The organism is Nonomuraea sp. NPDC049152, from assembly GCF_040648355.1.
Lineage (GTDB): Bacteria > Actinomycetota > Actinomycetes > Streptosporangiales > Streptosporangiaceae > Nonomuraea.
In genome coordinates this window covers 18,870-42,429 of record NZ_JBEZDO010000029.1, presented here as the reverse complement: position 1 = coordinate 42,429, position 23,560 = coordinate 18,870, and the positions used below count along the sequence as shown (strand labels likewise).

Sequence of the window (23,560 nt, the reverse complement as noted above, 5' to 3'; positions counted from 1 at the left end):
CCGGCGGCTCACGATGACGCCACAAGTCTTCAACTCACGTAGGGGGGAGCGCCATGAGCCGGCATTTCGACCGGATGCGCTACCACATCGCCGACGACCCCGACGCAGGGGGCAGGCCCAGGCCGCCGGGCGCGTTCACCGGCGTCGCGCCGGGGCTCGAGGCCGTCGCGCCACGCTTCACCTCCAACGAGGCCGCCGCCAGGTTCTACCTCGACCACAAGCTCGCCGAGGACGCCTCCGCCCCGGGCTTCAGGGCCGCGCTGGCAACGGAGTCGCCCGCCAGGGTGCCCGATCTGGCGCTCAGGTCCTCTCGCCAGACGCCCGCCTCGGGCACCACGCTCGTGCGCTTCGACCAGACCCACGCGCGGATCCCGATCTTCGGCAGCGACGTGCTCGTCGAACTCGACCAGGCCAGGGAGCTCGTCGCCATGGACGCGCGGCTCACCGAGGTCCTCGGCGCGCCCGGCGCTCCCGCCATCGACCCGTCGGCCGCGCTGGCCCGCGTGGCCGAGGCCACCGGCGCCGCTCTCGAAGAGGCCGGTACGGCGCCGCCCAGCCTCACCTACTACCTCGACGAGGCGGGCACGTGGCACCTGGCCTGGCATCTGCACGGGCTGCCCGCCGTCCTGCCCGAGGCCAGGACCTCCCCCGACGGCCGGGCGGGCGTCAACGGGCACGGCATGGAGGACCCCTCGCCCCGCGACCTCGACCCGCAGGTCGACTACCTGGTGGACGCCGAGGACGGCACGATCCTCTACCACTTCGGCGTCACGCCCACGGTCGACATCCCGACCAAACTGCGCGGCTTCGACGAGAACGGCACGCTCGTCGACCGCATCTGGGGCGACAAGCTGGCCGGCGCCTTCGCCCTGCGCGACAAGCTCAGGAACATCGTCACCCACGACCTGGCCCTGGCCGACCTCAACGAGAACCCGCCGTTACCCGACCCCGTCCAGGCGGCCGACCCCGACCTGGGGGAGAAGTTCAAGGGCGCGGTCTCCGCCCACGCCAACGCGACAAGGGTCTTCGACTTCTACCGGAGCGTCCTCAGCCGCGACAGCATCGACGACCAGGGGATGGCGCTCACCTCGGTCATCAACTGCACGGTCGGTGAGGGGCCCGAGTGGCGCAACGCCGCCTGGTGGAAGGGCCGCATGTGGTACGGCCAGATGCGCAACCCGGCGGGAGTCCTGGTGAGCACCGCCCGCTTCCTCGACGTGATCGGGCACGAGCTCACCCACGGCGTCATCGAGAGCTCCAGCGGCCTGGTGTATCAGGACCAGGCGGGGGCGCTCAACGAGTCCTTCGCCGACGTCTTCGGGATCGCGATCAAGAACTGGTACGAGGCCGCGGCACAGGAGCGGACCGACACCTGGACCTGGGAGCTCGGGGCCGGCTGGCGCCCGACGGGCGAGGGGCTGCGCTCGCTCAGCGACCCCGCGGCCTTCGGCCAGCCGGCACACATGCGCGACTTCGTGCGCACCAGGGCCGACAACGGCGGCGTCCACACCAACAGCGGCATCCCCAACAAGGCCGCGCACCTGCTGCTCACCTCCACCACGCCCGAGGGGACGCCGGTCCTGGACGCCAGGGACTGGCTCGTGCTCGTCTACCTGGCGATGGTGCGGCTGAGCAGGCTCGCCGACTTCGCCGACGTGCCCGTGGCGCTGCGGGACGTGGCGAAGGTGTACCTCGCCGGAAGCCCCAGGCAGCTCGAGCCCGTGCTGACCGCGATCACGGCGGCGTACGCGGCGGTTGGCATCGAGTAGCGGGCCAGGGTCGCTCCGGGGCAGCCAGGGCCCCGGGGCGACCCGCCGGGCGTGCGGTCAGGGGAGCTTCAGCGTGGCGAGCCGGTACTGCGCCCGGGCAAGTCCACCGTGCTCAAGGTGGCCAGCGGCCTGCTGGCCCCCGCTCGGGCACGGTCGTCCTGTCGGGCGAGGACGTCACGGGCCGCTCGCCGCAGGACCTGCTGACCAGGGGCCTGGAGCACGTGCTGCAGGGCCACAGCGTCTTCCGCGAGATGACCGTCGCCGAGAACGTCCTGCTCGGTGGCTTCACCGTGCGCGACCACGCGCTGCTGAACCGGCGTGCCGAGCGGGTGAAGGAGCTCTTCCCCGTCGTCGGCGAGCGGTGGGGGAGCATCGCGGGCCTGCTGTTCGGGCGGGCAGCAGAAGCAGGTGGAGTTCGCCCGCGCGCTGATGCTGGAGCCCAAGGCGGTGCTGCTCGACGAGCCTTCGATGAGCCTGGACCCCAGGACCATCCAGACCGTCTTCGACCAGATCGACCTGATGCGCCGCACCGGCGTCGCCGTCCTGCTCGTCGAGCAGAACGCGCGAAGGGCCCTGGAGATGGCCGACGTCGGCTGCGTGCTCGACCTCGGCACGGTCCACATCTCCGGGTCCGCGCGCGACCTAGTGGCCGATCCCCGCCTGGGCGCCCTCTACCTGGGCGGCGCCGCCAGGGGCTGAGATCCGCTTCCTGAACACCCAGTACGTCCAGCCCTGGTAGCCCAGCACGAAGGGCAGGATGGCCAGGCCGATCCAGGTCAGCACGTTGAGCGTGTACGGGCCCGAGGCGGCCTCGGCCAGCGTCAGCCCGGGCAGCGGCCTGGCCGCCAGCATCCCGAACAGCGCGGCCGAGGTCAGGACGATCGCCCCGGCCGTGGCGGCGAACGCCCAGCCCTCCCTGCGCCGCCAGATCAGCGAGCCGCCCGCGGCCAGCAGCGCCATCGCGCCGCCCGCGGCGACCCACACGGAGAGGTCGCCTTCGCCGGGGATGGCGGGCAGGGCGACGATCGCCAGCGGGATGACGGCGAAGACGGCGCCCATCGCGGCGGCGCGGGCGCGCCGCCGTACCTGGCCCTCGGTCCTGAGCGCCAGGAACACCGCGCCGTGCAGCAGGGTGACCGCCAGCGAGAACGCGCCGCCCACCAGGGCGGCGACGCCGCTGTCCAGCAGCACGTCGGCGAAGACGGCGCCCCACAGGAAGGCGGGCAGCGCGCTGCCGACCAGGATGCCCACGTCGGCCCATGCCCGGTCGGAGGCGTGCTCCAGCTTGCCGCGCCACTCCAGCGCCACGCCGCGCACGATCAGCCCGGCCAGCACCAGCGTGAGCGGCAGGTAGAAGGAGCTGAGGAAGCCGGCGTACCAGGCGGGGAAGGCGGCGAACATCGCGCCCACCGCGGTGATCAGCCAGACCTCGTTGCCGTCCCACACGGGGCCGATGGTCTGCAGGATCTGCTTGCGCTGCCCCTCGTTCCCGCCGAGGAACGGCGACAGCATGCCGACCCCGAAGTCGAAGCCCTCGAGGACGAAGTAGCCGGTCCAGAGGAAGGCGATGATGACGAACCAGATATCGATCACTGTGCTCTCCTCAGTACATGAGCGAGGGCTCGCGCACCCGCTCGGGGGCCGGCGCGGGAAGCTGTTCGGGACCCTTCTTGACGCTCCTGACCAGCAGGACGGCCTCGGCCACCGCCAGCACGCCGTACACGAGGGTGAACAGCGTCAGCGAGGTGGCCACCTCGGCCAGAGACACCCCCGGCGAGACGCTGGAGGCGGTGAGCAGTTCGCCCGCCACCGTCCACGGCTGCCGCCCGATCTCGCTGAGCAGCCACCCTGCGATGATCGCGAGCAGCGGCAGCGGGAGCGCCAGCAGCAGCGCCCTGGCGTACCACGGCGGTACCTGCCTGCGCCTGCGGGTCAGCCACAGGCCGAGCACCGACAGGCCCACGGTCGACAGTCCGAAGCTGAGCATCACCCGGTAGGACCAGAAGACGACCTGCTGGTCAGGCCGGTAGTCGCCGGGGCCGAACCGCTGCTCCAGTCGGCGCTGGACGTCCTCGGTGCCCTGGACGGTGGCCTCGAAGTCGTTGGCCGACAGGAAGCTGAGCAGCTTGGGGATCTCGACGCCCGGCAGCACGTGGAAGGGCGCGCCCTTGGTGTCGTGGGTCAGGCCCTCGGCGGCGGCCAGCTTCATCGGCTGCTGCTCGTACATCAGCTTGGCCGACATGTCGCCCGTGCCGGCCACGACGGCCCCGGCGATCGCTGTCATGACGAGCGCGCCGCGCAGCGGGCTCCTGAAGGTGATGTCGCCCTTGAGCAGCCGGTAGCCGCTGACCGCCAGCACGAAGCCGCCCGCCACGATGAAGCTGGCCGCGATCACGTGCGGCACCTGGGCGAGCGCGGTGGAGTTGGTCAGCACCGCCCACAGGTCGGTCATCCGCGCCTTGCCGTCCACCACCTCGTAGCCGACGGGGTGCTTCATCCACGCGTTGGCGGCGAGGATGAAGTAGGCGGAGATGTTCGAGCCGATCACCGCCGCCCAGATGGTGGCCAGATGGACCCGCTTCGGCAGTTTGTCCCAACCGAAGATCCACAGTCCCAGGAACGTCGACTCCATGAAGAAGGCGAGCAGCGCCTCCAGCGCCAGCGGAGCGCCGAAGACGTCGCCCACGAACACGGAGTACTCGCTCCAGTTCATGCCGAACTGGAACTCCTGCACGATGCCCGTCACCACGCCCATCGCGAAGTTGATCAGAAAGAGCTTCCCGAAGAACTTCGTCAGGCGCAGATAGTGCTCCTTGCCTGTGCGGTGCCAGGCGGTCTGGAGTCCGGCGACGAAGACGCCGAGACCGATCGTCAACGGTACGAACAGAAAGTGGTACACGGTGGTGACCCCGAACTGCCACCGTGCCAGATCAAGCGCGTCCATCTTCCCCTCACGGGCTTGGAGCTCTACGAGTTGTAGTTCTACTAAAAGTAGTACTACGAGCTGTAGAGCAAAGCGACGGGGATACGCTGCGATCTTCGTCACAGACATGCTCAAGGGGTGCGAGGCCGCACACCTCGCACCCCTTGAGTGCTCCCCGGAGTTCCCCCTCCGAGGTCAACGATCGCCGGTGGGAGGGCCGCCGTGCGTCACCCGCGCGGCTGATTCGCCCCTACTTCGCCCGGCGGACAGCCGCCTTCAGGTAGGCATCCAGGTTGCCGAGCTCGTAACCCCTGCGCCTGATCTTGTCGACCAGGATCGTGAAGTCTCTGGCCAGGTCGGGTCTGAAGTGCAGCAGCAGGATGTCGCCAGGGCGCAGCCGCTTGTCGGGCACCTGGTAGGCGATCTTCCCGCCCGGCTGCACGGTGGCCGTCCACAGCAGCAGCGCCTCGATGCCGCACGCCTTGGCGGCCCGCTGGGTGTCGGCGCCGTAGTTGCCGAACGGTGGCCTGAACAGCGTCGGGCGCGTGCCGATCTGCTTGCGGATCAGCTTGGACGAGCCGCAGATCTCGGCCTTCTGCGCCTCGTAGCCGAGCGTGCGGAGGTTGGGATGGGTGAGCGTGTGGTTCTCGATCGGCACGCCCGCGTCGCGTAACTGCCGGAAGTAGCCCCATTTGCCGCGGCCGACGTACTTGCCGACGCCGCCCGCGGGGTCGGGCGCGCCCAACGCCTCCACCGCGTCACGCATGACGAAGGCGGTGATCGGGATGCGCTGCTCGCGCACCTGCCTGAGGAAGCCGGGGTCCTGCTCCCAGCCGTCGTCGATGGTCAGGAACACCACCTTGCGCCTGGTGGGGATCGAGCTGATCACCGGCAGGCCGGAGCCGTCGGAGGGGATCGGCCGCACCTCGCCGGGCCGGGGAAGGACGCCGGGCGGGTCCGCCCGCTGCCGCGGTCCGGCCGTGACGGGCGGCGCGGAGGACGGCGCCGCGGAGGACGGCGGCCTCGCCTGCCCTGCCGCACAACCCGCGACCAGTGTGGCCGCCATCATGCCCGCCGACACGCGCGCCAGGCGCGTTCCCCCGAATCGCCCCCTGACCATGGAACCCCATCCTGCCATGGATCATGGACCATTCTCGGCGTGAGTTGCCATGAGGAAGGGGCCTGCCGCTGCCTAGAGTGGCCTTTGTGAAGGTCACAGGCAGTGCGGTGCTCGGCATCGGCAGAGATCGTGTGTGGGACGCGCTCCAGGACCCGGCGGTGCTGGTGCGCACCATCCCGGGCTGTGAGCGCCTGGAGGAGACGGGCCCCGGCACCTACCGAATGACGGTCAGCGCGGGCGTCGCCTCGATCAAGGGTCTGTATCAGGGCGAGGTGGCGCTGTCGGAGCCGTCGCCGCCCGAACGCTTCGTGCTGAGGGCGCGGGGGCAGGGCGCGCCCGGCACGGTCGAGGCCACCGTGGAGGTACGGCTGGCCGAGATCGAGGGCGGGACGCGCATCGACTACGACGCCGAGGCCGTGGTCGGCGGGATGATCGGCGGGGTGGGGCAGCGGATGCTCGGCTCGGTCGCCAAGCGCACGGCGGGCGACTTCTTCAGCGCCGTGGAGTCCCACCTGGTCTCGGGGGTCCCCGCCCAGGCCGCCGCTCTGGCGGGAGCGGCGGGGTCGAGCGGGCACGCGCCCGCCGTTCCCGCTCAGGCGGGCCCCCTGCGTTCGGCCGCCGTCCAGGACCGCGGCCCGGCCGAGCCCGTCGTCCAGCGGGCGGCATCGGAGACGGCGGGACCGGTCTTCGAACGGCCGCGCCCCACGAAGGAGCACGCCCAGACCCGCCCGTGGGTCATGCTGGCCGCCTTCGGCATGGGTGCGGGCATCGCCCTGGGCAGCGCCGCGATCGGTTGGGTGCTCGGCAGGGCGGGCCGCCGGTAGCCGCGCGTCCCCCCGCTGTCGGCCGGACCCGCGGCTCCCGCCCGCGCAGGCCGGGCCCTCGCCGCCCGGACGTCCGGGCTGCCGGACTCCCCGGGGTCAGCTGCTCCTGATCGAGGTCTCGGGGCGGGCCGACCAGGTGCGCGACAGCTCCTCGGCCAGCGCCGCCGTGAGCGCCTCGACGTCGGCGCGCGCCGTCGCGTGCATCGCCTCGGCGACGATCAGGACGGCGCTCGTCGAGTCCCTGACGGCCGAGTGGCCGCTCTGCCTGTTCGACCAGCGGCGGGCGTGCGCGCGCCCTTCGGCGTCGGCGAAGATCACCTCACCGGGGTCGGGCCGCTCGACCTCGCCGCCGAAGGTCAGATAGGTCTCGTCGCCTGCCGCGTGACGGACCTCCATGCTCCCGGCGACGCGGGCGCGGTCGAAGACCGCCACGGGGATCGCGTAGGCCAGCGAGATCGCGTTGCACAGGTCGATCAGCGGGTGGATGCGCGGCAGCGACCCCTCCTTCCTGAAGCGCCGCAACAGCGACTCGGACGCGCACCGGTACTGCGTCGGCTTCAGCCCCATCTTCGAGAACGCCCGCCGCCACGCCTGGATCTCGGGAAAGTCCGCCTCCGTGCCTGCCGCGAGCCGCTCCTTGGCGACGGCGGCGAACCTGTCCAGGTCGGGAGCGGCGTCGGCGGTGATCCCCTCCGCGAGCAGCACACCCGCCGCGAGCTCGGGGAAGTCCGACCGGATCAGGGGCGAATGCTGGAAGTCCATGAGGGCTCCTAGAGGTCGGTGAGGGCGAGGCGGACGCCGAGGGCGACGAAGGAGGCGGCGAAGATCCGCCCCATCCAGGCCATCACGCTGGGCCGGGAGGTGACCTGGTCGCGCACCGACGCGGCGCACACGCCGTACGCGGCGAAGACGACGAAGGTGAGCAGCATGAACACCACGCCGAGCCACAGCATCTCCTGGCCGGTGTCGGCGAACTGCGGCAGGAAGGCGAGGAAGAACATGGTCAGCTTCGGGTTGAGTATGTTGATCAGGATGCCGGAGACGATCATGCGGGTCGCCGAGCGGGGCGCGGCGTCCTCGTCCACGGCCACCGAGCCCTTGTCGCGCAGCGCGGCCCACGCCATGAACAGCAGGTAGGCCACCCCTAGATATTTCAGCACCTGGAAGGCCACGGGGCTGGCATGCAGCAGCGTGGCGAGCCCGGTGATCGTCGCCACCAGATGCGGGACGATGCCGAGCGTGCAGCCGAACGCGGCCACGACGCTCGCCGAGCGCCCGCGCGACAGCCCCGCCGAGAGCGTGTAGACGACGCCGGTGCCAGGAGTGGCGACCACGACCAGCGTGGTCAGGAAGAACGCGATACTCACTCGTCCACACTGACGCGATAATGGCCTTATGAACAGGTCCAATCAGGGCGCTTCTCGCAGGTCCATAACCGTCGGGTCCGACTTCCTTCAACTGGACGCGGGCGACGCGCCCGCGGGCGGCCTGTCCGACTGGCTGGCCGGGCGGCTCAGGCTCGCCATGGCCGACGGCAGCCTGCCGGTGGGCGGCAGGCTACCCGCGACACGGGTGCTGGCGGGGGAGCTGGGCGTCTCGCGCGGTGTGGTCACCGAGGCCTACCAGCGGTTGCGGGAGGAGGGCCACGTGGCCGGCCGTGGGAGGGCGGGAACGGTCGTCGTCGCCGTGCCCGCGACGCCGCCCCAGCCGCTCGGGCCGCCCCGCGGGACCACGCCGGGGGCGCTGTTCGCGGCCGAGCCCGTGGCCGACGTCTTCGACGCGCTGCGCGCCGCACCGGCCCGCATCGACCTGTCACCCGGCCTGCCCGACCTGGCCGCCTTCCCCCGTACGGCATGGCTCAGAGCCGAACGCTCGGTGCTCACCGGCCTGGCGGCCGCCGACCTCGGCTACGGCGACCCCAGGGGAGCGCTCGCCCTGCGCACCGCTGTGGTCCACTGGCTGGCGCGCAACAGGGGGATCAGGGCCGATCCCGGCGAGGTGCTCATCGTGTCGGGGACCGCTCAGGCGCTCGGCCTGCTGGCCCACGTGCTGGGCAGGGAGGGCGTCGACGAGATGGCGGTGGAGGAGCCTGGCTCGCTCGGAGCCCGGCAGCACCTGAACGAGGCGGGCGTGCGCACCCCGCCCGTCACCGTCGACGCGGAGGGCGTACGGGTGGACGAACTACGCGTGCTCGGCGCGCCCGCCGTCCTGCTGACCCCCGCCCACCAGTTCCCGACCGGCGTGGTCCTCGGCGGCCGGCGCCGCCGCGCGCTGCTGGACTGGGCGAAGGACGGCGGGCTGATCGTCGAGGACGACTACGACGCCGAGCACCGCTACGACCGCTCGCCCGTGCCCGCCGTCCGCTCGATGCTGGCCGAGCGGGTCTTCTACGCGGGCAGCGTCTCCAAGCTGCTCGCTCCCGCGCTGCGCGTGGGCTGGCTGCTCGCGCCCTCGCGGTACAGGGACGCGCTCGTCGACGCCAAGCGCTTCGCCGACCTCGGCAACGCCGTACTGCCGCAGTTGGTCCTCGCCGCGCTCATGGAGAGCGGCGCGATGGAGCGCCACCTGCGCCTGCTGCGCACCCGTCACAGGCGGCGCAGGGACGCCATGGTCCAGGCGATCGCCGAGCGCCTGCCGGGGGCGGTGGCGCACGGGGCGGCCGCCGGGCTGCACCTGATGGTCACCTACGCGGCGGGGCCCGCCGACACCGACCTGGCCGCGGCCGCGCTGGCCCGCGGCGTGAAGGTCCAGCCGCTGTCGTGGCACACCCAGCGCCCCGGCCCGCGGGGGCTGGTCATGGGATACGCCGCGCGGACGCCCGCGGAGATCGGCGAGGGTGTGGCGATCCTCGGCAACCTCCTGCGCGGCTGGACAGGCAACTAAATGGTTGCCTATTCTGCGAGTGTGGACGCGGTGTTCAAAGCCCTGGCCGACGCGAGCCGCAGGAGCCTGCTCGACCGGCTCAACGCGCGCAACGGGCAGACGCTGCTGGAGCTGACCGAGGGGCTCGGCATGAGCAGGCAGGCGGTGAGCAAGCACCTGACGGTGCTGGAGGCCGCCAACCTGATCAGCACCGTGCGGCATGGCAGGGAGAAGCTGCACTACCTCAACCCCGTGCCCATCCACGACATCGCCGACCGCTGGATCGGCCGCTACGAACGAGGGCGGCTGTCCGCACTGGCCCAACTGAAGCAATCGCTGGAGGCGCCACCCATGAACACCAAGCCCGAGTTCGTCTACGTGACCTACATCCAGACCACCGCGGAGAAGCTCTACCAGGCCCTCACCGACCCCGAGCTCATCAAGGTCTACATGGGCGGCATGGGCCCCGAGTCCACCTGGGAGATCGGCTCGCCCGTGCGCTGGAAGTCCTCCCCCGACGGGGAGTTCGAGGAACTGGGTCAGCGGGTCCTCGAGGCGGAGCCGGGCAAGCGGCTGTCGTTCACCTGGCACACGCTCCAGCCCATACACCGCGAGCTGTTCGAGTCCGACGAGGCGTTCGCCGAGGCCGTCAAGGAGCGGTCGAGGGTGACCTTCGAGATCGAGCCCGCCGAGATCCCGATGATGGGCATCAAGCTGACGATCATCCACGACGGCTTCGACAGCCCCGACAGCAAGATGCTCGAGGGCACCAGCGGCGGCTGGATCATGATCCTCTCGGCGCTGAAGACGTTCCTGGAGGGCGGCAAGCTCGTCGCCGACCAGTGACCTGGCCGGTCATCCCCGCTTCAGTACCCACAGCCGCTCGCCGTCCTCGAACCGGTCGGTGGGCGTGAGCCCCGCCTTCGTGGCGACGGCGGCGGAGGCGGCGTTTCCGGGGTGGATGTGCGCCACGACGGAGCCGACGTCCCTGGCGAGGAGCCAGTCGATCATGGCCTGTGCCGCTTCGGTGGCGTATCCCCTCCGCTGCCAGCCGACGCCGACCACCCAGGCGATCTCGGCCCTGCGGCCCCCTTCGGTGATCGTCGCCTGCACGTACCCGACCGCCTGCCCGTCGCAGCCGCGGCGGATGATCCAGTTGTGCCATTCCGTCAGCCCGTCGGGGGAGCGGCCGACGACCTGCCGCGCGTAGCGGGCGCGCAGCCCCTCCAGCGTGGGGGCCGCGCCGCCGATGAAGGCGTACAGATCGTCGCCGCTCAGGACGTCCACCATCTCGTCGGCGTCCGCCACGGTCAGCGGGGTCAGGAGGATCCGGTCATCGGTCACGCGCCCATTGTCCCGCTTCGGCCTTCGGCAGCGGGCTCGTGGCCGACGGGCTCGTGATAGATAGGGGGACATGGGCAGACGGGCCGGGCGGCGTAGGCAGGACGTGCTCGAGGGCGCCGCGCGGGTGATCGCCGAGCGCGGGGCGGAGGCGACCAGGTTCGCCGACGTCGCCGAGGTCTCGGGAGTGCCGATCAGCACGCTGCAGTACTACTTCGGCAACCGCGAGGACCTGCTCGTCGCCGCCTTCCGTCACGCCGCGACCACCGACCTGGAGGCGGTCAGGCAAGGCCTGGAGGGCTCGCCGTGGGAGCGGATCGTGCACATCGCCGAGCACATCGCGGGCGAGGAGGGCGGCGGCTGGCGGGTGTGGGTGGAGTCGTGGCGGTGGGCGCTGCGGGACGTGGAGTGGCGGGGGGAGTTCCTGCGCGACTACGCGGCGTGGCGCGGCCTGCTGGCCGAGGTGATCGCCGACGGGATCGCCGACGGCAGCTTCGAGGCCGGCGACGATCCCGTACGGCTGGCCAGCCAGGTGCTCGCCCTGCTCGACGGGCTCGGGATGCCCTCGGCGCTGGCCGATCCCGCGCTGAAGGACCCCGAGGTGCTGACAGGGGCGCTGCGCAGGCTGCTGGCCGTGTCGCGGTGACCCGCTCTCGGCCCGCGCCCCGTCCCCAAGGTCGCCGCCGCGACCGGCCCCGCTATCCGTGCACGCCCGAGACGGCAGGCTGCTGCTGCGTGATGCAGTGGATGCCGCCGCCGCCCGCGAAGATCTCCCTCGCATCCACCAGCTCGACCGTCCGCGAGGGGAAGAGCTTGGCGAACAGCGCGGCGGCCTCCGCGTCGCGCGGGTCGTCGAAGGCGCACAGCACGACCGCGTCGTTGGCGAGGTAGTGGTTGATGTAGGAGTAGTCGACGGGCTCGCCGTCCACCTCCGTCACCGTGGGCGCGGGCACCTCGACGACCTCGAGCGCGCGTCCGCGGGCGTCGGTGAACGAGCGCAGCAGGGCGATGTTCTCGCGGCAGACCTCGTGGTCGGGGTGCGAGGGGTCGGGCTGGCTGTGCGCGACGACCAGGCCGGGGCGGACGAAGGCGGCGAAGACGTCGATGTGGCCGCGCGTGCCGTACAGGCCGTAGTCGGCGGTGAGCCCGCGCGGCATCCACAGGCACTTCTCCGCGCCGACGAACGCCTTCAGCTCGGCCTCGACCCGCTCGCGCGTCCAGCCGGGGTTGCGGAAGGGGTCGAGCTGGACGGTCTCGGTCAGCAGCACCGTCCCCTCGCCGTCCACGTGGATGCCGCCGCCCTCGTTGACCATCGACGAGGTGTACGGCACCGCGTCGGCCATCCCCGAGACGTGCGCGCCCACCTTGGAGTCGTTCTCCCAGCGGGCGTAGCTCTGCTGGCCCCAGCCGTTGAACACCCAGTTCGCCGTGGCGAGCCCGCCCTTGCCGTCCACCAGGAAGGTGGGACCGCTGTCGCGCAGCCACGCGTCGTCGATGGGCCGCTCGACCACGGTGATGCCGGGGTCGAGGTAGTAGCGGGCGTCGGCGCTCTCACCGGTGTTGGCGACCATCACGACGGGCTCGTATCTGGCGATCGTGTCGGCCACCTGGCCCCACGCCCTGCGTGCGGCCTCCAGGTCGGTGAAGGTCGGGTTGGCGGTCGGGAAGGCCATCCAGGTGCGGGCGTGCGGCTCCCACTCGGCGGGCATCCGGAAGCCGGCGGCGGCAGGTGTCATGGCGAGTCCTTCTGTCTTCGGCGGTTCGTCAGAGGAAGTAGAGGCGGCTGAGCGGCACCGACGAGGCCGGCTCCGTGCCTATGGGCTGGTCGTCGAGCGTGACCTGCCCGGTGCGCGGGTCGACCCTGACTTCGCCGAGGCGGTCGTTGCGCACCATCGAGGCGGGCCCGATCCCGCGCGTGCCGCGGACCGGCACCTGGCGGCGCCTGGTCGGCAGGGCCTGCGACACCCCGCTGACGAAGGCGACCGACAGCTCGGCGGGGGTGGCGCCGTGCCCGCCGAACTGCGGGCCGTACACCAGGGGCTGGCAGACGTCGATGGAGGCGTTCGGGTCGCCGGTCACGCCCCACGCGGGAAAGCCCGCCTTGAGCACCAGCCACGGCTTCGCGCCGAACGAGGCGGGGTTCCACAGCACGATGTCGGCCAGCTTGCCGACGCTGATCGAGCCGACCTCGTGCGACAGGCCGTGCGCGATCGCCGGGTTGATCGTCAGCTTGGCCATGTAGCGCAGCACACGCTCGTTGTCCGGCTCGCCCGTCGAGAACCTCGAGGCCAGCTGGAAGGTACGGCGGACCGTCTCGCCCGCGCGGCCCATGCCCTGCGCGTCGGAGGAGGTGATGCCGATGACGCCCAGGTCGTGCAGCACGTTCTCGGCGCCCATCGTGCCCGCCCTGATCCGCTCGCGGGCGATGATCTGGTCGCTGGGCAGATCGGGCTTGAGCCCGTGGGCGGCCACGATCATGTCGTAGTGCTCGCCGAGCGCGTCGCGCCCGAACGGCAGCGTGGGGTTGGTCGACGAGCCGATCACGTTGGCGACGCCCGCCATGCGCAGCACGTTGGGGACGTGGCCGCCACCGCAGCCCTCGATGTGGAAGGCATGGATGGTCCTGCCCTCCAGCACGGCGAGCGTGTCCTCGACCGACAGGCACTCGTTCAGCCCGTCGGTGTGCAGCGCCACCTGCACGTCGTGCTCCTCGGCCACCCGCAGCGCGGTGTCGAGCGCCCTGGTGTGCGCGCCCATGTCCTCGTGCACCTTGAACCCGCAGGCCCCGCCCTCGGCCAGCGCCTCCACCAGCGGGTCGGCCACCGACGACGAGCCGCGCGCCAGGAAGCCGATGTTGACCGGCCAGGCGTCGAAGGCGGCGAAGGCGTTGCGCAGCGCCCAGGGCGAGTTGACGCCCACTCCCCAGACGGGGCCGAACTCCTGCCCGATGATCGTGGTCACGCCCGACGCCAGCGACGCCTCCATGATCCGCGGCGACATCAGGTGGACGTGCGTGTCGATCGCGCCCGCCGTGGCGATCAGCCCCTCGCCCGAGACGATCGTGGTGCCGGTGCCCACCACCACGTCCACGCCGTCGAGCGTGTCGGGGTTGCCGGCGCGGCCGATCGCGTGGATGCGCCCCTGGCGCACCCCGATCGAGACCTTCCTGACCCCGAGCAGCGCGTCGATCACCAACACGTTGCTGATCACCAGGTCGCAGGTCTCGCGGATGGAGGCGGCCTTCAGGTGCAGGCCGTCGCGCGCGGTCTTGGCGAACCCGGCGAGGAACTCCTCTCCCGGCTCCTGCGAGTCGTGCTCCACCTGGACGACCAGGCCCGTGTCGCCGAGCCGTACCAGGTCGCCCTCGCGCGGCCCGTGCACCCCGATGTAGTCGTGCACTATGCCCCCTCGTATCCGCAGGCGCGCGCTCTGCGCAGCGCCTCCTCCTTCGCGCCCGGCGCGTCCAGCGGCCCGTCCACCAGGCCCGCGAACCCGATCGCGGTACGGCCGCCGCCGATCGGGACCAGCTCCACATTCACCGTCATGCCCGGGTCGAAGCGCACTGTCGCGCCCGCGGGCACGTTGAGCCGCATGCCGTACGCCTCCTGCCTGGGGAAGCGAAGGCGCGGGTTGACCTCGAAGAAATGGAAGTGAGAGGTGACGGAGATCGGCACCTCGGCGGTGTTGAGCACCTCGACGAGCACCGGTGAGGACGGCTGCTCCCACGTGGACCTCGACACGACCGCTCCCGGCGCGGCGTCGCCGAGCGAACCGCCGCCCACCGGGTCGGTGACCACCGCGAGCCTGCTGCCGTCGTCGAAGACCGCCTCGACCGTCACCTGGGTGACGATGTCGGCCACTCCCGGCAGCACGTCGTCGGGGCCGAGCACCGCCCTGCCCGCCGCGATGGCCTCGGCCAGCCTGGCTCCGTCCCTGGCCGCCTCGCACACCGTGTCGGCGATGAGCGCGGTCGCCTCGGGGACGTTCAGGCGCAGGCCGCGGGCCCGCCTGGCGCGGGCGAGCTGCGCGGCGGTGAAGAGCAGGAGCCGGTCCCGCTCGGTCGGCGTCAAGCGCACCAGTGCCTCCTTCGTTCGGTGCCGATGGCAACCAGTGGAACATCCGCAGGTGGGAACCGCTGACGCGGGTGACCGTATCGTCATACAGGTTCGCCGTACAAGCTGTTGGAAAAGGATCTCCCGGCGTAGCGTGGCTGCTATGCGGGAGGCACACGCTGAAGACGCAAGGACCGAGGCACGACGAGTCATCAACAACCTGCTCGGAGAGGAGCGGCCGACGGCGGCCGCGTTGATCGCCGAGGCGCGCGCCACGCTCGGCGAGGATCGCACCTCCCGATGTCTTGAGCTGGCCCTCGGCGCCTCGCTGACCAGGCGTTCGGCTGAGCTCTCCTCACTCGCCGCGCTCGTGGTCGGCGTGCGGGAACTGGGCGGCGAGTGGTGGGAGGCCGAGCGGGGCGGCAAGCTGCCCGCGCCCGTCGAGGTGCTGCACACCGCCGCGGCGGTCGAGCCGTGGACCGACTTGACGGTGCTGGAGATGCTGGCCGCCTGGATCGCCGACGACGCGGCCGACGCGCTCTGGGGACGCCCGGTGTCCGAGGTGGACCTGAACTCGTGGCAGGCCGAGGACCGCATCCTGCTTCCCGCCGGGGCCGGCCCAGGCGAGCGGCTCGTCGTCCACTTCGACGCGGGCGGCAGGCTCGACGCGGTGGTGACCAGGCGGCCGGACGGCGAGCTGGGCTCCAACCTCGACTTCTCCTCGCTGCGCTACTCCAAGCCGGCCGAGGCGCAGTGGAGCTGGGGAGTGGCCGCGGGGCTCGGGCCGCACCGGCTGCCCGCCGAGGACCCCGACCCCTACGCACGGCCCGTGGCCGACGACGCGGTGCGCATCCTGCGCGACTGGGCGCTACGCCACGGCGCCACCCCCGAACAGCTGGGCGAGTCGTGGACGAGCGTGGGCGACGTGGTGGCCGCGATCGAGCGGGTCGACTGGATGTGGCGCAGCGCCGAGTGGTTCGGCTGGTGGCGCGGCGCCTCGGCCCTGGTGGACGACTCGGGTTATCTTCCCCACAGGCTGGAAGAACTAGCGTCCGACTGACTGTTACGACTTTTCGTGAAAGTTGAAATTTTTTCCGACGTCGTCTGTCCTTGGTGCTACATCGGGTACAAGCGCTTCGCCAGGGCCGTGGCGCGCTTCGCGGGCGAGGTGGAGGTGATTCACCGCCCCTTCGAGCTCAACCCGGACGCCCCCGCCACGGGTGAGCCGCTGCTGGAGGCGCTGGACCGCAAGTTCGGCGGCAACGCGGCGCAGATGACCCGGCAGGTCGCGGCCGTCGGCGCCCAGGAGGGCCTGGAGCTCCACTTCGACCACGCGATCAGCGCGAACTCGTTCGAGGCGCACCGGCTGATCGAGCTGGCCTCTCGCCAGGGTCTGGCCGAGGAGATGGCGAACCGGCTGTTCGAGGCGCACTTCACCGACGGGCTCAACATCGGCGACGCCGACGTCCTGGCCAAGCTCGCCGCCGAGGTAGGCGTCACGGACACCGGCGAGGCCGCTCCGGAGGTCAGGGAACAGCTCGACAGGGCGCGCGGCCTCGGGATCACCGGGGTCCCGTTCTTCCTGTTCGAGGAGCAGTTCGGCGTGTCGGGCGCACAGCCGGAGGACACCTTCCTCGCCGCGCTGGAGGAGGTCGCCCAGCGCACGGCCCGCTGACGGCGCGGAGCTCGGCGCACGGCCCGCTGAGGGTGCGGAGCTCGGCGCACGCCCGCTGACGGCGCACGCGCTCAGGGCAGGGCGACGCTCGGAGCCGCGCCGTCACGGGCCCACGTGACGACCCGTGCCGCGAGCCCGACGACGTCCTCTCTGTCGCCGGGGAAGACCGCGGGGAGGAGGGTGCGGCCCTGGGCGGCGTCGGCCATCGCGTCCTCGATCCACTCGGGGGGGCGAGCCGCGCTCCCGCAGCCGGTGGCGGCGCACCTCATCGGGGCAGTCCAGGAGCGCCCAGCGGACCGGGACCTCCCAGCGGCCGCCCGGGACGAGCTCCTCCGGGTCGGGGACCGGGCACAGCAGGAGCACCGGATGCCCTGCTCGCCTGACCATGGTCACGATGCGCTGCCACATCCGGTCGTAGGCGGGCCAGATCGGCGCGGCCTCCGGGTCGGCGATGGGCACGCCGATCAGCGAGCCGTTCTCGAGCAGCTCGTCCATGTCCATGACGACCAGCCCGCCGGCGGCCCGCAGCAGGTGCGGCAGCAGGGTCGTCTTGCCCGCGCCAGGCGCGCCCGCCAGGAGGGACAGCGGTGCTTGCGTCCGCTCGGTCATGGTGCCCCCTGCTCGCCGGTGGAGATCGTCCGTCGCTCTTATCAAGATCATTCGACTCTGTCAAGCCGCGAATGTCAGTGACATGACGCGAGTCATCCTGTCCCGCTTACTGGAACGCAGGGCCCGGACAGGTGAAGGCGGGCCTCCACACGCGGGTGAGCCGCACGACCCGCTGAAGCGCTGCGAATCCCCTCCCCGCTCGCGGGCGGTGAGGAAGGCAGCAGGACACGAGACCGCGGAGAAATCGGATGATCCAGACACGAGGGCTGACCAAGCGGTTCGGTGGAACCCTGGCAGTGGATGACCTGTCCGTCACGGTGCGACCTGGCACCATCACCGGCTTCCTCGGGCCCAACGGCTCAGGCAAGTCGACGACCATGCGCATGATCATGGGGTTGGATCGCCCGACGTCGGGCTCCGTCACCGTCAACGGCCGGCCGTACAGGAAGCTGCGCCATCCGCTGCGGGAGATCGGCGCGCTGCTGGACGCCGAGGCCGCGCACCCGGGCCGGTCCGCCCGCGACCACCTGCTGTGCCTGGCGCAGAGCAACGGCATCGGCCACGCCAGGGTGGCGGAGGTGATCGAGCTGGTGGGGCTCTCCGCAGTGGCGGGCAAGCGCGTCGGCAAGTTCTCCCTCGGGATGAAGCAGCGGCTGGGCATCGGGGCCGCGCTGCTCGGGGACCCTGGCATCCTCGTGCTCGACGAGCCGATGAACGGCCTGGACCCCGAGGGCATCCTGTGGATCCGCACCCTCATGAGGTCGTTCGCCGCTCAGGGGCGGGCGGTCTTCGTCTCCAGCCATCTCATGAACGAGATGCAGGGCACCGCCGATCACGTCGTCGTGATCGGCCAGGGGCGGCTCATCGCCGACGAGGCCATGACGGCGTTCGTGGCAGGCAACTCGCTCGGGGCGGTCCACGTGCGCGCGCCGCACGCGACGATCCTGCGTCCCGTCCTGGAATCCGCCGGAGGGCGGGTCGCCGCGGAACCCGACGGATCCCTCACCGTCATCGGACTCTCCTCCTCCCGCGTCGGCGATCTCGCGCTGACGGCCGGGGTGGCGGTGCACGAGCTCTGGACACGCAACGACTCGCTGGAAGCCGTGTTCATGAAGCTGACGCGGGACAGCGTCGAGTTCCGGGCCGGTGCGCCCATGTCCATGGCCGGCGCCTGACCGGCAGCGATCTGACGGGGGAAGATCATGGCAGTTGAAACTCTCGCGGCGCCTGCGGTCGGCATGGCGCCGGCGAAGGGCGGGTTCGGCAACGTGCTTCTCGCCGAATGGACCAAGTTCCGCTCGGTGAGATCGGTCCGCTGGTGTCTCGCGATCTTCGCGATGCTCGCCGTCGGCACCAGCGTCGTCGTCGCGGTCGTGTCGGTCGTCTCGCCTTTCGGCAGCGCGACGAGCACCATGGGCCAGGCGGTGGCCGTGGTCCAGATGGGGGTCGAGCTCGGCGAGATCGCGATCATGGTGCTGGGCATCCTGGCCATCACCGGCGAGTACCGCTCGGGGATGATCAAGATCTCGCTCATGAGCGTTCCGTGGCGCGGGCGCATGCTGGCGGCCAAGATGGTGGTGTTCGCCGCGGCGACCCTGGTGACCTCGCTGGCCGTGACGGCGATCTCGTTCGCCGTCCAGCTGACCACGGGCGAGGTGCTCGGCAGTCCTACCGACCCGGGGGTGCTGCGCTCCCTGCTGGGGCTGTCCGCCTACCTCACGGTGCTGGCGGTCCTCGCGATGGCCGTCGGCGCGATCACTCGCCACACGGCGGGCGCCGTCTTCGCCATGCTCGGCCTGTTCTACTTCCTGCCAGGAGTCATGTCCCTGGTGCCTGGGGTCGAGACGGTGATCCAGGCCATGCCGCGTGTGGCGGGAGTGCGGATCGCCGACATGACGGCCACCGCTCCCTGGGGCTGGTTCGCGGTCTACTGCGCGTGGACGGCCGCCCTGTTCGGCCTGGCGATCTTCCTGATGCGCCGGCGGGACGCGTGACGGCGCCCGGGCGCGCCCGGCTGGGCCTGCTCACGGTCGGCACCGTCCTACTGGGCGTGCTGGCCGCGGGATGCGGTGCGGGGGAGACGGACGTCAGGCCCGCCTCCGTCCCCGCGGACGCCGGGGCGCTGCGTCCCTTCTACGAGCAGCGGATCGGCTGGAAGAAGTGCGACGGCGGACTCGAGTGCGGTCGCCTGCAGGTCCCGCTCGACTACGCCGACCCGGCGGGGGAGACGATCACGCTGGCCGTCATCAGGAAGCGGACCGCCGACCAGAGACGGCGGATCGGCTCCCTCCTGCTCAACCCGGGCGGGCCGGGCGCTTCGGGGGTGGAGTTCGCCCGCGTCTCCGACGAGGTCCTCACCGCGCGGTTGCGAGCCCGCTACGACGTCGTGGGGTTCGACCCGAGGGGGGTCGGCAGGAGCGCGGCGATCAACTGCGCGTCGTCGGGGGCGAGCCCGTACGTCCGTGGCGTGGGGAACCCGCGGGCGCGCGTCAGGGCCACGGCCGGAGACTACGCCGACGGCCTCAAGCAGTTCGGTGCCCGCTGCCAGGCGGGGTCGGGCAAGCTGCTCGCCCACGTCTCGACCGTCGAGGCGGCCAGGGACATGGATGTGCTGCGCGGTGTGCTCGGCGACGCCAAGCTCCACTATCTCGGCTTCTCCTACGGCACCTACCTCGGCGCCGTCTACGCCGAGTGGTTCCCCGGGAGGGTGGGCAGGCTGGTCCTCGACGCCGCGGTCGACCCCAGGGGCTGGCCGACGGGCGGGTTCGTCACCCAGTCCCGCGGGTTCGAAGTGGGCCTCGACTCCTTCCTCGCCGACTGCGCGAAACGCCCAGACTGCCCGCTGGGAACCGATCCGAAGGCCGCCAGGCGGCGTCTGGCCGAGCTGCTGGAGCGCATGGACCACAGACCGCTGCCCGGTGACGGCGCGGCGACGGTCGACAAGGAGACCGCCGTCGCCATCATCTCCGGGGCCCTGTACAGCAAGCACGCGTGGCCCTCCCTACGGACCGCCTTCCAGCAGGCCGCGGAGGGCAAGGGCGCGGGCCTGCTGAAGATCGCCGGGACCCCGGGCGGGCCCGACGACAACTTCGCGGCGGCCATGGCGGCGATCGTCTGCCTGGACGGCCCGCCGGCCATGACCTCGGCCGAACAGGTCGAGGCGCGGCTGCCCGCCATCCGCAAGGAGGCTCCGATCTTCGGGGAGAGGGCGGCCTGGGGGGAGCTGACGTGCGCGTACTGGCCGGTCAAGCCGGTCGGCAGGCCGCACGCCATCCGCGCCGAGGGAGCGGCCCCGATCCTGGTCGTGGGCGCCCTCAGGGATCCGGCCACGCCGTACGCGTGGTCGAGGGGGCTGGCAGGCCAGCTGTCCTCAGGCGTGCTGCTGACCTACGACGGCGACGGCCACGGCGCCTACGACAAGCGCGGCAGCGCGTGCGTCAACGACGCGGTCGACACCTACCTCATCGACGGCCGCCCGCCCCTGAAGGGAGCGTGGTGCCGCTGAGGGAGGCGACCCCACGGCAGGCGGCCCCTCGGACAGCGTGGTCCGAGGGGCCGTTCACGCGGGTTCACAGCCCCAGCGCGACGGCCAGCCGGGTGAGCTCCGCCTTGCTGGTGATCCCGAACTTGAGCCTGACCCTGCGCAGGTAGGTGTCGATGGTGTGCAGGCTGACTCCCATGCGCCGAGCGGCCTGGGAGTAGGTGCACCCGGCGGCGATGTGGCGCAGGGTCTCCGCCTCGCGGGGAGCGAGGGCGGGTTCGGCGAGCTCGTCGGCGTCGCCGGGCAGAACGAACGGGACCATCTGATCACTTCCGGTGATCTCTGTGACTTTCGAGGTCGTACGGCCCGCGTCGGGGCCGCGGGCTTCCGTCGGTGTGACCGGATCGCCCGTGACGGAAGGGAATCCGGCCCATCGGAGCCGCTTGCCTTCCGATTTGTAGTGCTAAGTGAGGTTTGTAGCCGTTGCTGGTTGTAAGTCACTTTCAGATGGCTTGCGGTCACCTGGTGTCCCGTTCGGGGTGGACGGCCGCTGTGTGCTCGGCTGCGGCCGCTGATGGCCCTGCTGGAAGGCGAGCTCTGCGTGTGCGACCTGGCGGTCGTGGCCCAGCTGAGCGAGTCGGCGGCCTCCCACGCGCTGCGCCTGCTCCGCGCCCACCGGGTGGTCTCGGTACGGCGGGCGGGGCGCATCGCCTACTACCGGCTCGACGACGCCCACGTGCGGATGCTGCTGGATCTGGCCGTCGCCCACACCGTCCTGGGTCGGCCAGCAGGCTGAAGCAGAGTGCAACAAGATCGTCACTCTTCGTGCTGATGTGAACGCGCGTGAATGTGAGCGTCAGGCGCAGAGCCGAACAGGGGACGGTGGTGGCCCTCAACGGGGAGTTGGGCACGGCCACCACCGCAACCGCCGGCCTCCACCACCGAGCCGGTCTCTTCAAGTTTAGCTGACTCGGAGTGATCTCATCTGTAAAGATCGGATCACAGAGTGATCAGATCTGGTCAACACGGCATCCTCGCGTTAAGATCTGGAAATACATCCGATGTATGTGGTCACGTAGGAGCCTCCATGCCGCTGGTCCCCGCCACGTCGACCCACTTATGCGCGGCTCTCCTCCCGCCTCGTCGCCCAGCCCGCACCGCCCGCAAGACCTCCGATCTCCCAACGGCGAACACATCCGAGGTGTAGGTGCGATCGATGAACCGACGATTCCTGGTGGTCCCATTCATGCTGGTACTGGGAATGGCTTCCGCCCCGACGTCCGCCGCGGAGCCCACGCCCGCCGAGCCGTACACGCTCTGGTACGACGAGGCCGCGCCCGACGGCGACCAGGGCTGGGAGACCCGCTCGCTTCCGATCGGCAACGGCCCCATGGGCGCCACCGTGTTCGGCGGGGTCCAGGCTGAGCGGTTGCAGTTCAACGACAAGACGCTGTGGACGGGCGGCCCCGGCGTCTCCGACTACAACTTCGGCAACTGGGAGGCGCCGCGGCCCGGCGCGCTCTGAACATCTCCCGCGCCGTCGCCGGTGTCACCTTCAAGGCCGGCGAGGTGCGCCACACCCGCGAGTACTTCGCCTCCGCCCCCGCGGGCGTCGTGGTCGCCAGGCTCGGCGCCGACAAGCCGGGCAGCGTCGCCTTCACCTCGAAGATCGCCGTCCCTACGCCGACGACTATCCCACCTACAAGGGGGCGGACCCGCACGCCAGGGTCACCCGCCTGATCGACGCCGCCGCGGCCAAGGGGTACAGGAACCTGCTGGCCGCGCACGAGGCCGACCACGCCGAGCTGTTCGGCAGAGTCACACCCGACCTCGGCGGCGCCATGCCCGCGCTCCCGACCGGCGACGGCGCGGGAGATGTCGTGCCAGCGCTGCCCGCGGCCCGGCGGGACGGCGCCGTCGAAGGGCTGCGCGCCCGCGGCGGCCACACCGTGGGGATCACCTGGGCGTCGGGCCAGCCGCGCGAGGTGCGGCTCACCGCCGGCAAGGGCGGCGTGGTGAAGCTGCGCAACGCGGCCTTCGGCGGGCGGGTCACGGTGACCACGGCGGACGGCAGGCCGGTGCCGTACAAGGCCGAGGGTGACACGCTGACGCTGCCGACCAGGCAGGGCAAGCCCTACCGCGTTCAGGTGGGCGGGTAGGGGCCGGTCAGGAGGCCGTCAGGCTCGGGAGGGGCGTCGCCAGCTGCCCCGAGCGGTGGTGCCTGCGGCAGAGCACCTGGTAGCGGACGGGGGAGGCGTCGGTGTCGCCGATCACCACCTGCTCGCCTCTGCGCGCCATGGCGCCGCCGACCACGCGGGCGTTCAGCAGTCCTGGACGCCCGCACCAGCAAAGCACCTCCACCTGCAGCCTGCACACCTCGTCGGCCAGCTCGAACAGGCGCTGCGCGGCGGGGAACATCTGCGACCTGAAGTCCGAGGCCAGGCCGAAGGCGTAGACGTCCACCCCGTGCTCGTCGACCAGGTCGGCAAGCTGCTCGATCTGCTCGACGGTGTAGAAGCAGGCCTCGTCGCAGATCAGGTAGTCGATCCTGTCGTGCGCGCCGACCAGCGCGACCAGGTCGAGCGAGTCGTCCACCTCGATCGCGTCGAGGCCGAGCCCTATCCTGCTGGTGACCTTCGCCCCGCCGGACCTGTCGTGCTTGGTCAGCACGAGCCCGCGCCTGCCCTGCCGCCCGTGGTTGTAGTTCATCTGCAGCGCGAGCGTGGACTTCCCGCAGTCCATGGGGCCGAAGTAGAACTTCAGCACGGCGTCGCGAGCGGCGGAGGGGACGGGAGAGAGCGCGGACAATTCGGTCACAGGCCGCTAGCTTACTGGTCATCACTACTGCTCCCATCTGTCACAGGAGGCGACCTTGGCCACGGACAATCCGGCCGCGCTGGAGGC

At 71.3% G+C, this 23,560-nt stretch carries 26 protein-coding genes and 1 pseudogene; 15 read left to right on the top strand and 12 right to left on the bottom strand.

All coding sequences use genetic code 11. The features are described from left to right. Positions 1 to 53 precede the first annotated feature (53 nt). Both AB0B45_RS38760 and AB0B45_RS38755 read left to right on the top strand, forming a co-directional pair. Positions 54 to 1,769, top strand: coding sequence for a M4 family metallopeptidase (locus AB0B45_RS38760; protein WP_358141477.1), 1,716 nt, complete (start codon positions 54 to 56; stop codon positions 1,767 to 1,769). A 390-nt stretch (positions 1,770 to 2,159) separates the two neighbouring features. Then, positions 2,160 to 2,468, top strand: a pseudogene (locus AB0B45_RS38755) (ABC transporter ATP-binding protein); the annotation flags it as partial. Here AB0B45_RS38755 and cydB read toward each other — a convergent pair. The 3 genes from cydB to AB0B45_RS38740 form a co-directional block, all read right to left on the bottom strand. Next, a complete protein-coding gene (gene cydB / locus AB0B45_RS38750; RefSeq protein WP_358141474.1) occupies positions 2,412 to 3,362 on the bottom strand; it encodes a cytochrome d ubiquinol oxidase subunit II in 951 nt (316 codons plus the stop codon). The pseudogene AB0B45_RS38755 and the gene cydB sit on opposite strands and share 57 nt — an antisense overlap. A 10-nt stretch (positions 3,363 to 3,372) precedes the next feature. After that, on the bottom strand, positions 3,373 to 4,713 hold the full coding sequence (locus AB0B45_RS38745; protein WP_358141471.1) for a cytochrome ubiquinol oxidase subunit I: 1,341 nt from the start codon (positions 4,711 to 4,713) through the stop codon (positions 3,373 to 3,375). A 229-nt stretch (positions 4,714 to 4,942) separates the two neighbouring features. After that, entirely contained in the window at positions 4,943 to 5,812 is an 870-nt protein-coding gene (locus AB0B45_RS38740) for a polysaccharide deacetylase family protein (protein WP_358141468.1), read from the bottom strand. Positions 5,813 to 5,898: 86 nt separating this feature from the next. On the opposite strand from AB0B45_RS38740, the gene AB0B45_RS38735 reads away from it, so the two are divergent. Beyond that, positions 5,899 to 6,636, top strand: coding sequence for a carbon monoxide dehydrogenase subunit G (locus AB0B45_RS38735; protein WP_358141465.1), 738 nt, complete (start codon positions 5,899 to 5,901; stop codon positions 6,634 to 6,636). Positions 6,637 to 6,732: 96 nt separating this feature from the next. Here the strand turns inward: AB0B45_RS38735 and AB0B45_RS38730 are convergent, their stop codons facing one another. Beyond that, positions 6,733 to 7,398, bottom strand: a complete 666-nt coding sequence (locus AB0B45_RS38730) for a phenylalanine--tRNA ligase beta subunit-related protein (protein WP_358141463.1) — start codon at positions 7,396 to 7,398, stop codon at positions 6,733 to 6,735. 8 nt (positions 7,399 to 7,406) lie between these two features. Beyond that, positions 7,407 to 8,003, bottom strand: coding sequence for a LysE family translocator (locus AB0B45_RS38725; RefSeq protein ID WP_358141460.1), 597 nt, complete (start codon positions 8,001 to 8,003; stop codon positions 7,407 to 7,409). Between the two features lie 28 nt (positions 8,004 to 8,031). Between AB0B45_RS38725 and AB0B45_RS38720 the strand changes: the two genes are divergently transcribed. After that, positions 8,032 to 9,519 (top strand): PLP-dependent aminotransferase family protein, encoded by a 1,488-nt coding sequence (locus tag AB0B45_RS38720; protein WP_358141458.1) that lies wholly within the window; start codon positions 8,032 to 8,034, stop codon positions 9,517 to 9,519. A 21-nt stretch (positions 9,520 to 9,540) separates the two neighbouring features. Next, positions 9,541 to 10,344, top strand: a complete 804-nt coding sequence (locus AB0B45_RS38715; RefSeq protein WP_358141456.1) for a metalloregulator ArsR/SmtB family transcription factor — start codon at positions 9,541 to 9,543, stop codon at positions 10,342 to 10,344. Between the two features lie 9 nt (positions 10,345 to 10,353). Here the strand turns inward: AB0B45_RS38715 and AB0B45_RS38710 are convergent, their stop codons facing one another. Continuing rightward, positions 10,354 to 10,842, bottom strand: coding sequence for a GNAT family N-acetyltransferase (locus AB0B45_RS38710; protein WP_358141454.1), 489 nt, complete (start codon positions 10,840 to 10,842; stop codon positions 10,354 to 10,356). 70 nt (positions 10,843 to 10,912) lie between these two features. On the opposite strand from AB0B45_RS38710, the gene AB0B45_RS38705 reads away from it, so the two are divergent. Further along, positions 10,913 to 11,485, top strand: coding sequence for a TetR/AcrR family transcriptional regulator (locus tag AB0B45_RS38705; RefSeq protein ID WP_358141451.1), 573 nt, complete (start codon positions 10,913 to 10,915; stop codon positions 11,483 to 11,485). Between the two features lie 52 nt (positions 11,486 to 11,537). Here AB0B45_RS38705 and AB0B45_RS38700 read toward each other — a convergent pair whose 3' ends face one another. From AB0B45_RS38700 to ureA, 3 genes are read right to left on the bottom strand one after another with little or no spacing between them, the layout of a single operon-like run. After that, positions 11,538 to 12,575 carry an agmatine deiminase family protein gene (locus tag AB0B45_RS38700; protein WP_358141449.1) on the bottom strand — a complete coding sequence of 346 codons (1,038 nt, stop codon included), beginning with the start codon at positions 12,573 to 12,575 and terminating at the stop codon, positions 11,538 to 11,540. Between the two features lie 28 nt (positions 12,576 to 12,603). Further along, positions 12,604 to 14,238, bottom strand: a complete 1,635-nt coding sequence (locus AB0B45_RS38695) for an urease subunit alpha (protein WP_358141446.1) — start codon at positions 14,236 to 14,238, stop codon at positions 12,604 to 12,606. Beyond that, a complete protein-coding gene (gene ureA / locus AB0B45_RS38690) occupies positions 14,238 to 14,915 on the bottom strand; it encodes an urease subunit gamma (protein WP_358141443.1) in 678 nt (225 codons plus the stop codon). Before ureA ends, AB0B45_RS38695 begins: the two co-directional genes overlap by 1 nt. 139 nt (positions 14,916 to 15,054) lie before the next feature. Between ureA and AB0B45_RS38685 the strand changes: the two genes are divergently transcribed. Continuing rightward, positions 15,055 to 15,951 carry a hypothetical protein gene (locus tag AB0B45_RS38685; RefSeq protein WP_358141440.1) on the top strand — a complete coding sequence of 299 codons (897 nt, stop codon included), beginning with the start codon at positions 15,055 to 15,057 and terminating at the stop codon, positions 15,949 to 15,951. A gap of 15 nt (positions 15,952 to 15,966) precedes the next feature. After that, the gene (locus AB0B45_RS38680) at positions 15,967 to 16,566 is read left to right on the top strand and encodes a DsbA family oxidoreductase (RefSeq protein WP_358141437.1); all 600 of its coding nucleotides are present in this window, start codon (positions 15,967 to 15,969) and stop codon (positions 16,564 to 16,566) included. 102 nt (positions 16,567 to 16,668) lie between these two features. Here the strand turns inward: AB0B45_RS38680 and AB0B45_RS38675 are convergent, their stop codons facing one another. Further along, positions 16,669 to 17,175, bottom strand: coding sequence for an AAA family ATPase (locus tag AB0B45_RS38675; protein WP_358141435.1), 507 nt, complete (start codon positions 17,173 to 17,175; stop codon positions 16,669 to 16,671). A 248-nt stretch (positions 17,176 to 17,423) separates the two neighbouring features. On the opposite strand from AB0B45_RS38675, the gene AB0B45_RS38670 reads away from it, so the two are divergent. The 3 genes from AB0B45_RS38670 to AB0B45_RS38660 are packed head-to-tail and all read left to right on the top strand — an operon-like array spanning position 17,424 to position 20,680. Next, positions 17,424 to 18,350 (top strand): ABC transporter ATP-binding protein, encoded by a 927-nt coding sequence (locus AB0B45_RS38670; protein ID WP_358141432.1) that lies wholly within the window; start codon positions 17,424 to 17,426, stop codon positions 18,348 to 18,350. A gap of 27 nt (positions 18,351 to 18,377) precedes the next feature. Beyond that, a complete protein-coding gene (locus AB0B45_RS38665) occupies positions 18,378 to 19,169 on the top strand; it encodes a hypothetical protein (RefSeq protein ID WP_358141429.1) in 792 nt (263 codons plus the stop codon). After that, positions 19,166 to 20,680 (top strand): alpha/beta hydrolase, encoded by a 1,515-nt coding sequence (locus AB0B45_RS38660; RefSeq protein ID WP_358141426.1) that lies wholly within the window; start codon positions 19,166 to 19,168, stop codon positions 20,678 to 20,680. The genes AB0B45_RS38665 and AB0B45_RS38660 overlap by 4 nt, the downstream gene beginning before the upstream one ends. A 64-nt stretch (positions 20,681 to 20,744) precedes the next feature. On the opposite strand, the gene AB0B45_RS38655 is transcribed toward AB0B45_RS38660, so the two are convergent. After that, complete coding sequence (locus AB0B45_RS38655) at positions 20,745 to 20,978, bottom strand: helix-turn-helix transcriptional regulator (protein ID WP_358141423.1); 234 nt, start codon at positions 20,976 to 20,978, stop codon at positions 20,745 to 20,747. A gap of 228 nt (positions 20,979 to 21,206) precedes the next feature. On the opposite strand from AB0B45_RS38655, the gene AB0B45_RS38650 reads away from it, so the two are divergent. From AB0B45_RS38650 to AB0B45_RS38635, 4 genes are all read left to right on the top strand, one after another. Then, entirely contained in the window at positions 21,207 to 21,452 is a 246-nt protein-coding gene (locus AB0B45_RS38650; protein ID WP_358141714.1) for a metalloregulator ArsR/SmtB family transcription factor, read from the top strand. A gap of 420 nt (positions 21,453 to 21,872) precedes the next feature. Further along, positions 21,873 to 22,181 (top strand): glycoside hydrolase N-terminal domain-containing protein, encoded by a 309-nt coding sequence (locus AB0B45_RS38645; protein ID WP_358141420.1) that lies wholly within the window; start codon positions 21,873 to 21,875, stop codon positions 22,179 to 22,181. A gap of 44 nt (positions 22,182 to 22,225) precedes the next feature. After that, entirely contained in the window at positions 22,226 to 22,396 is a 171-nt protein-coding gene (locus tag AB0B45_RS38640; protein ID WP_358141417.1) for a glycoside hydrolase N-terminal domain-containing protein, read from the top strand. Positions 22,397 to 22,536: 140 nt separating this feature from the next. Then, positions 22,537 to 22,815 carry a glycoside hydrolase family 95-like protein gene (locus AB0B45_RS38635; protein WP_358141414.1) on the top strand — a complete coding sequence of 93 codons (279 nt, stop codon included), beginning with the start codon at positions 22,537 to 22,539 and terminating at the stop codon, positions 22,813 to 22,815. A gap of 7 nt (positions 22,816 to 22,822) precedes the next feature. Here the strand turns inward: AB0B45_RS38635 and AB0B45_RS38630 are convergent, their stop codons facing one another. Beyond that, the gene (locus tag AB0B45_RS38630) at positions 22,823 to 23,473 is read right to left on the bottom strand and encodes a thymidine kinase (RefSeq protein WP_358141411.1); all 651 of its coding nucleotides are present in this window, start codon (positions 23,471 to 23,473) and stop codon (positions 22,823 to 22,825) included. Positions 23,474 to 23,560: the final 87 nt, after the last annotated feature.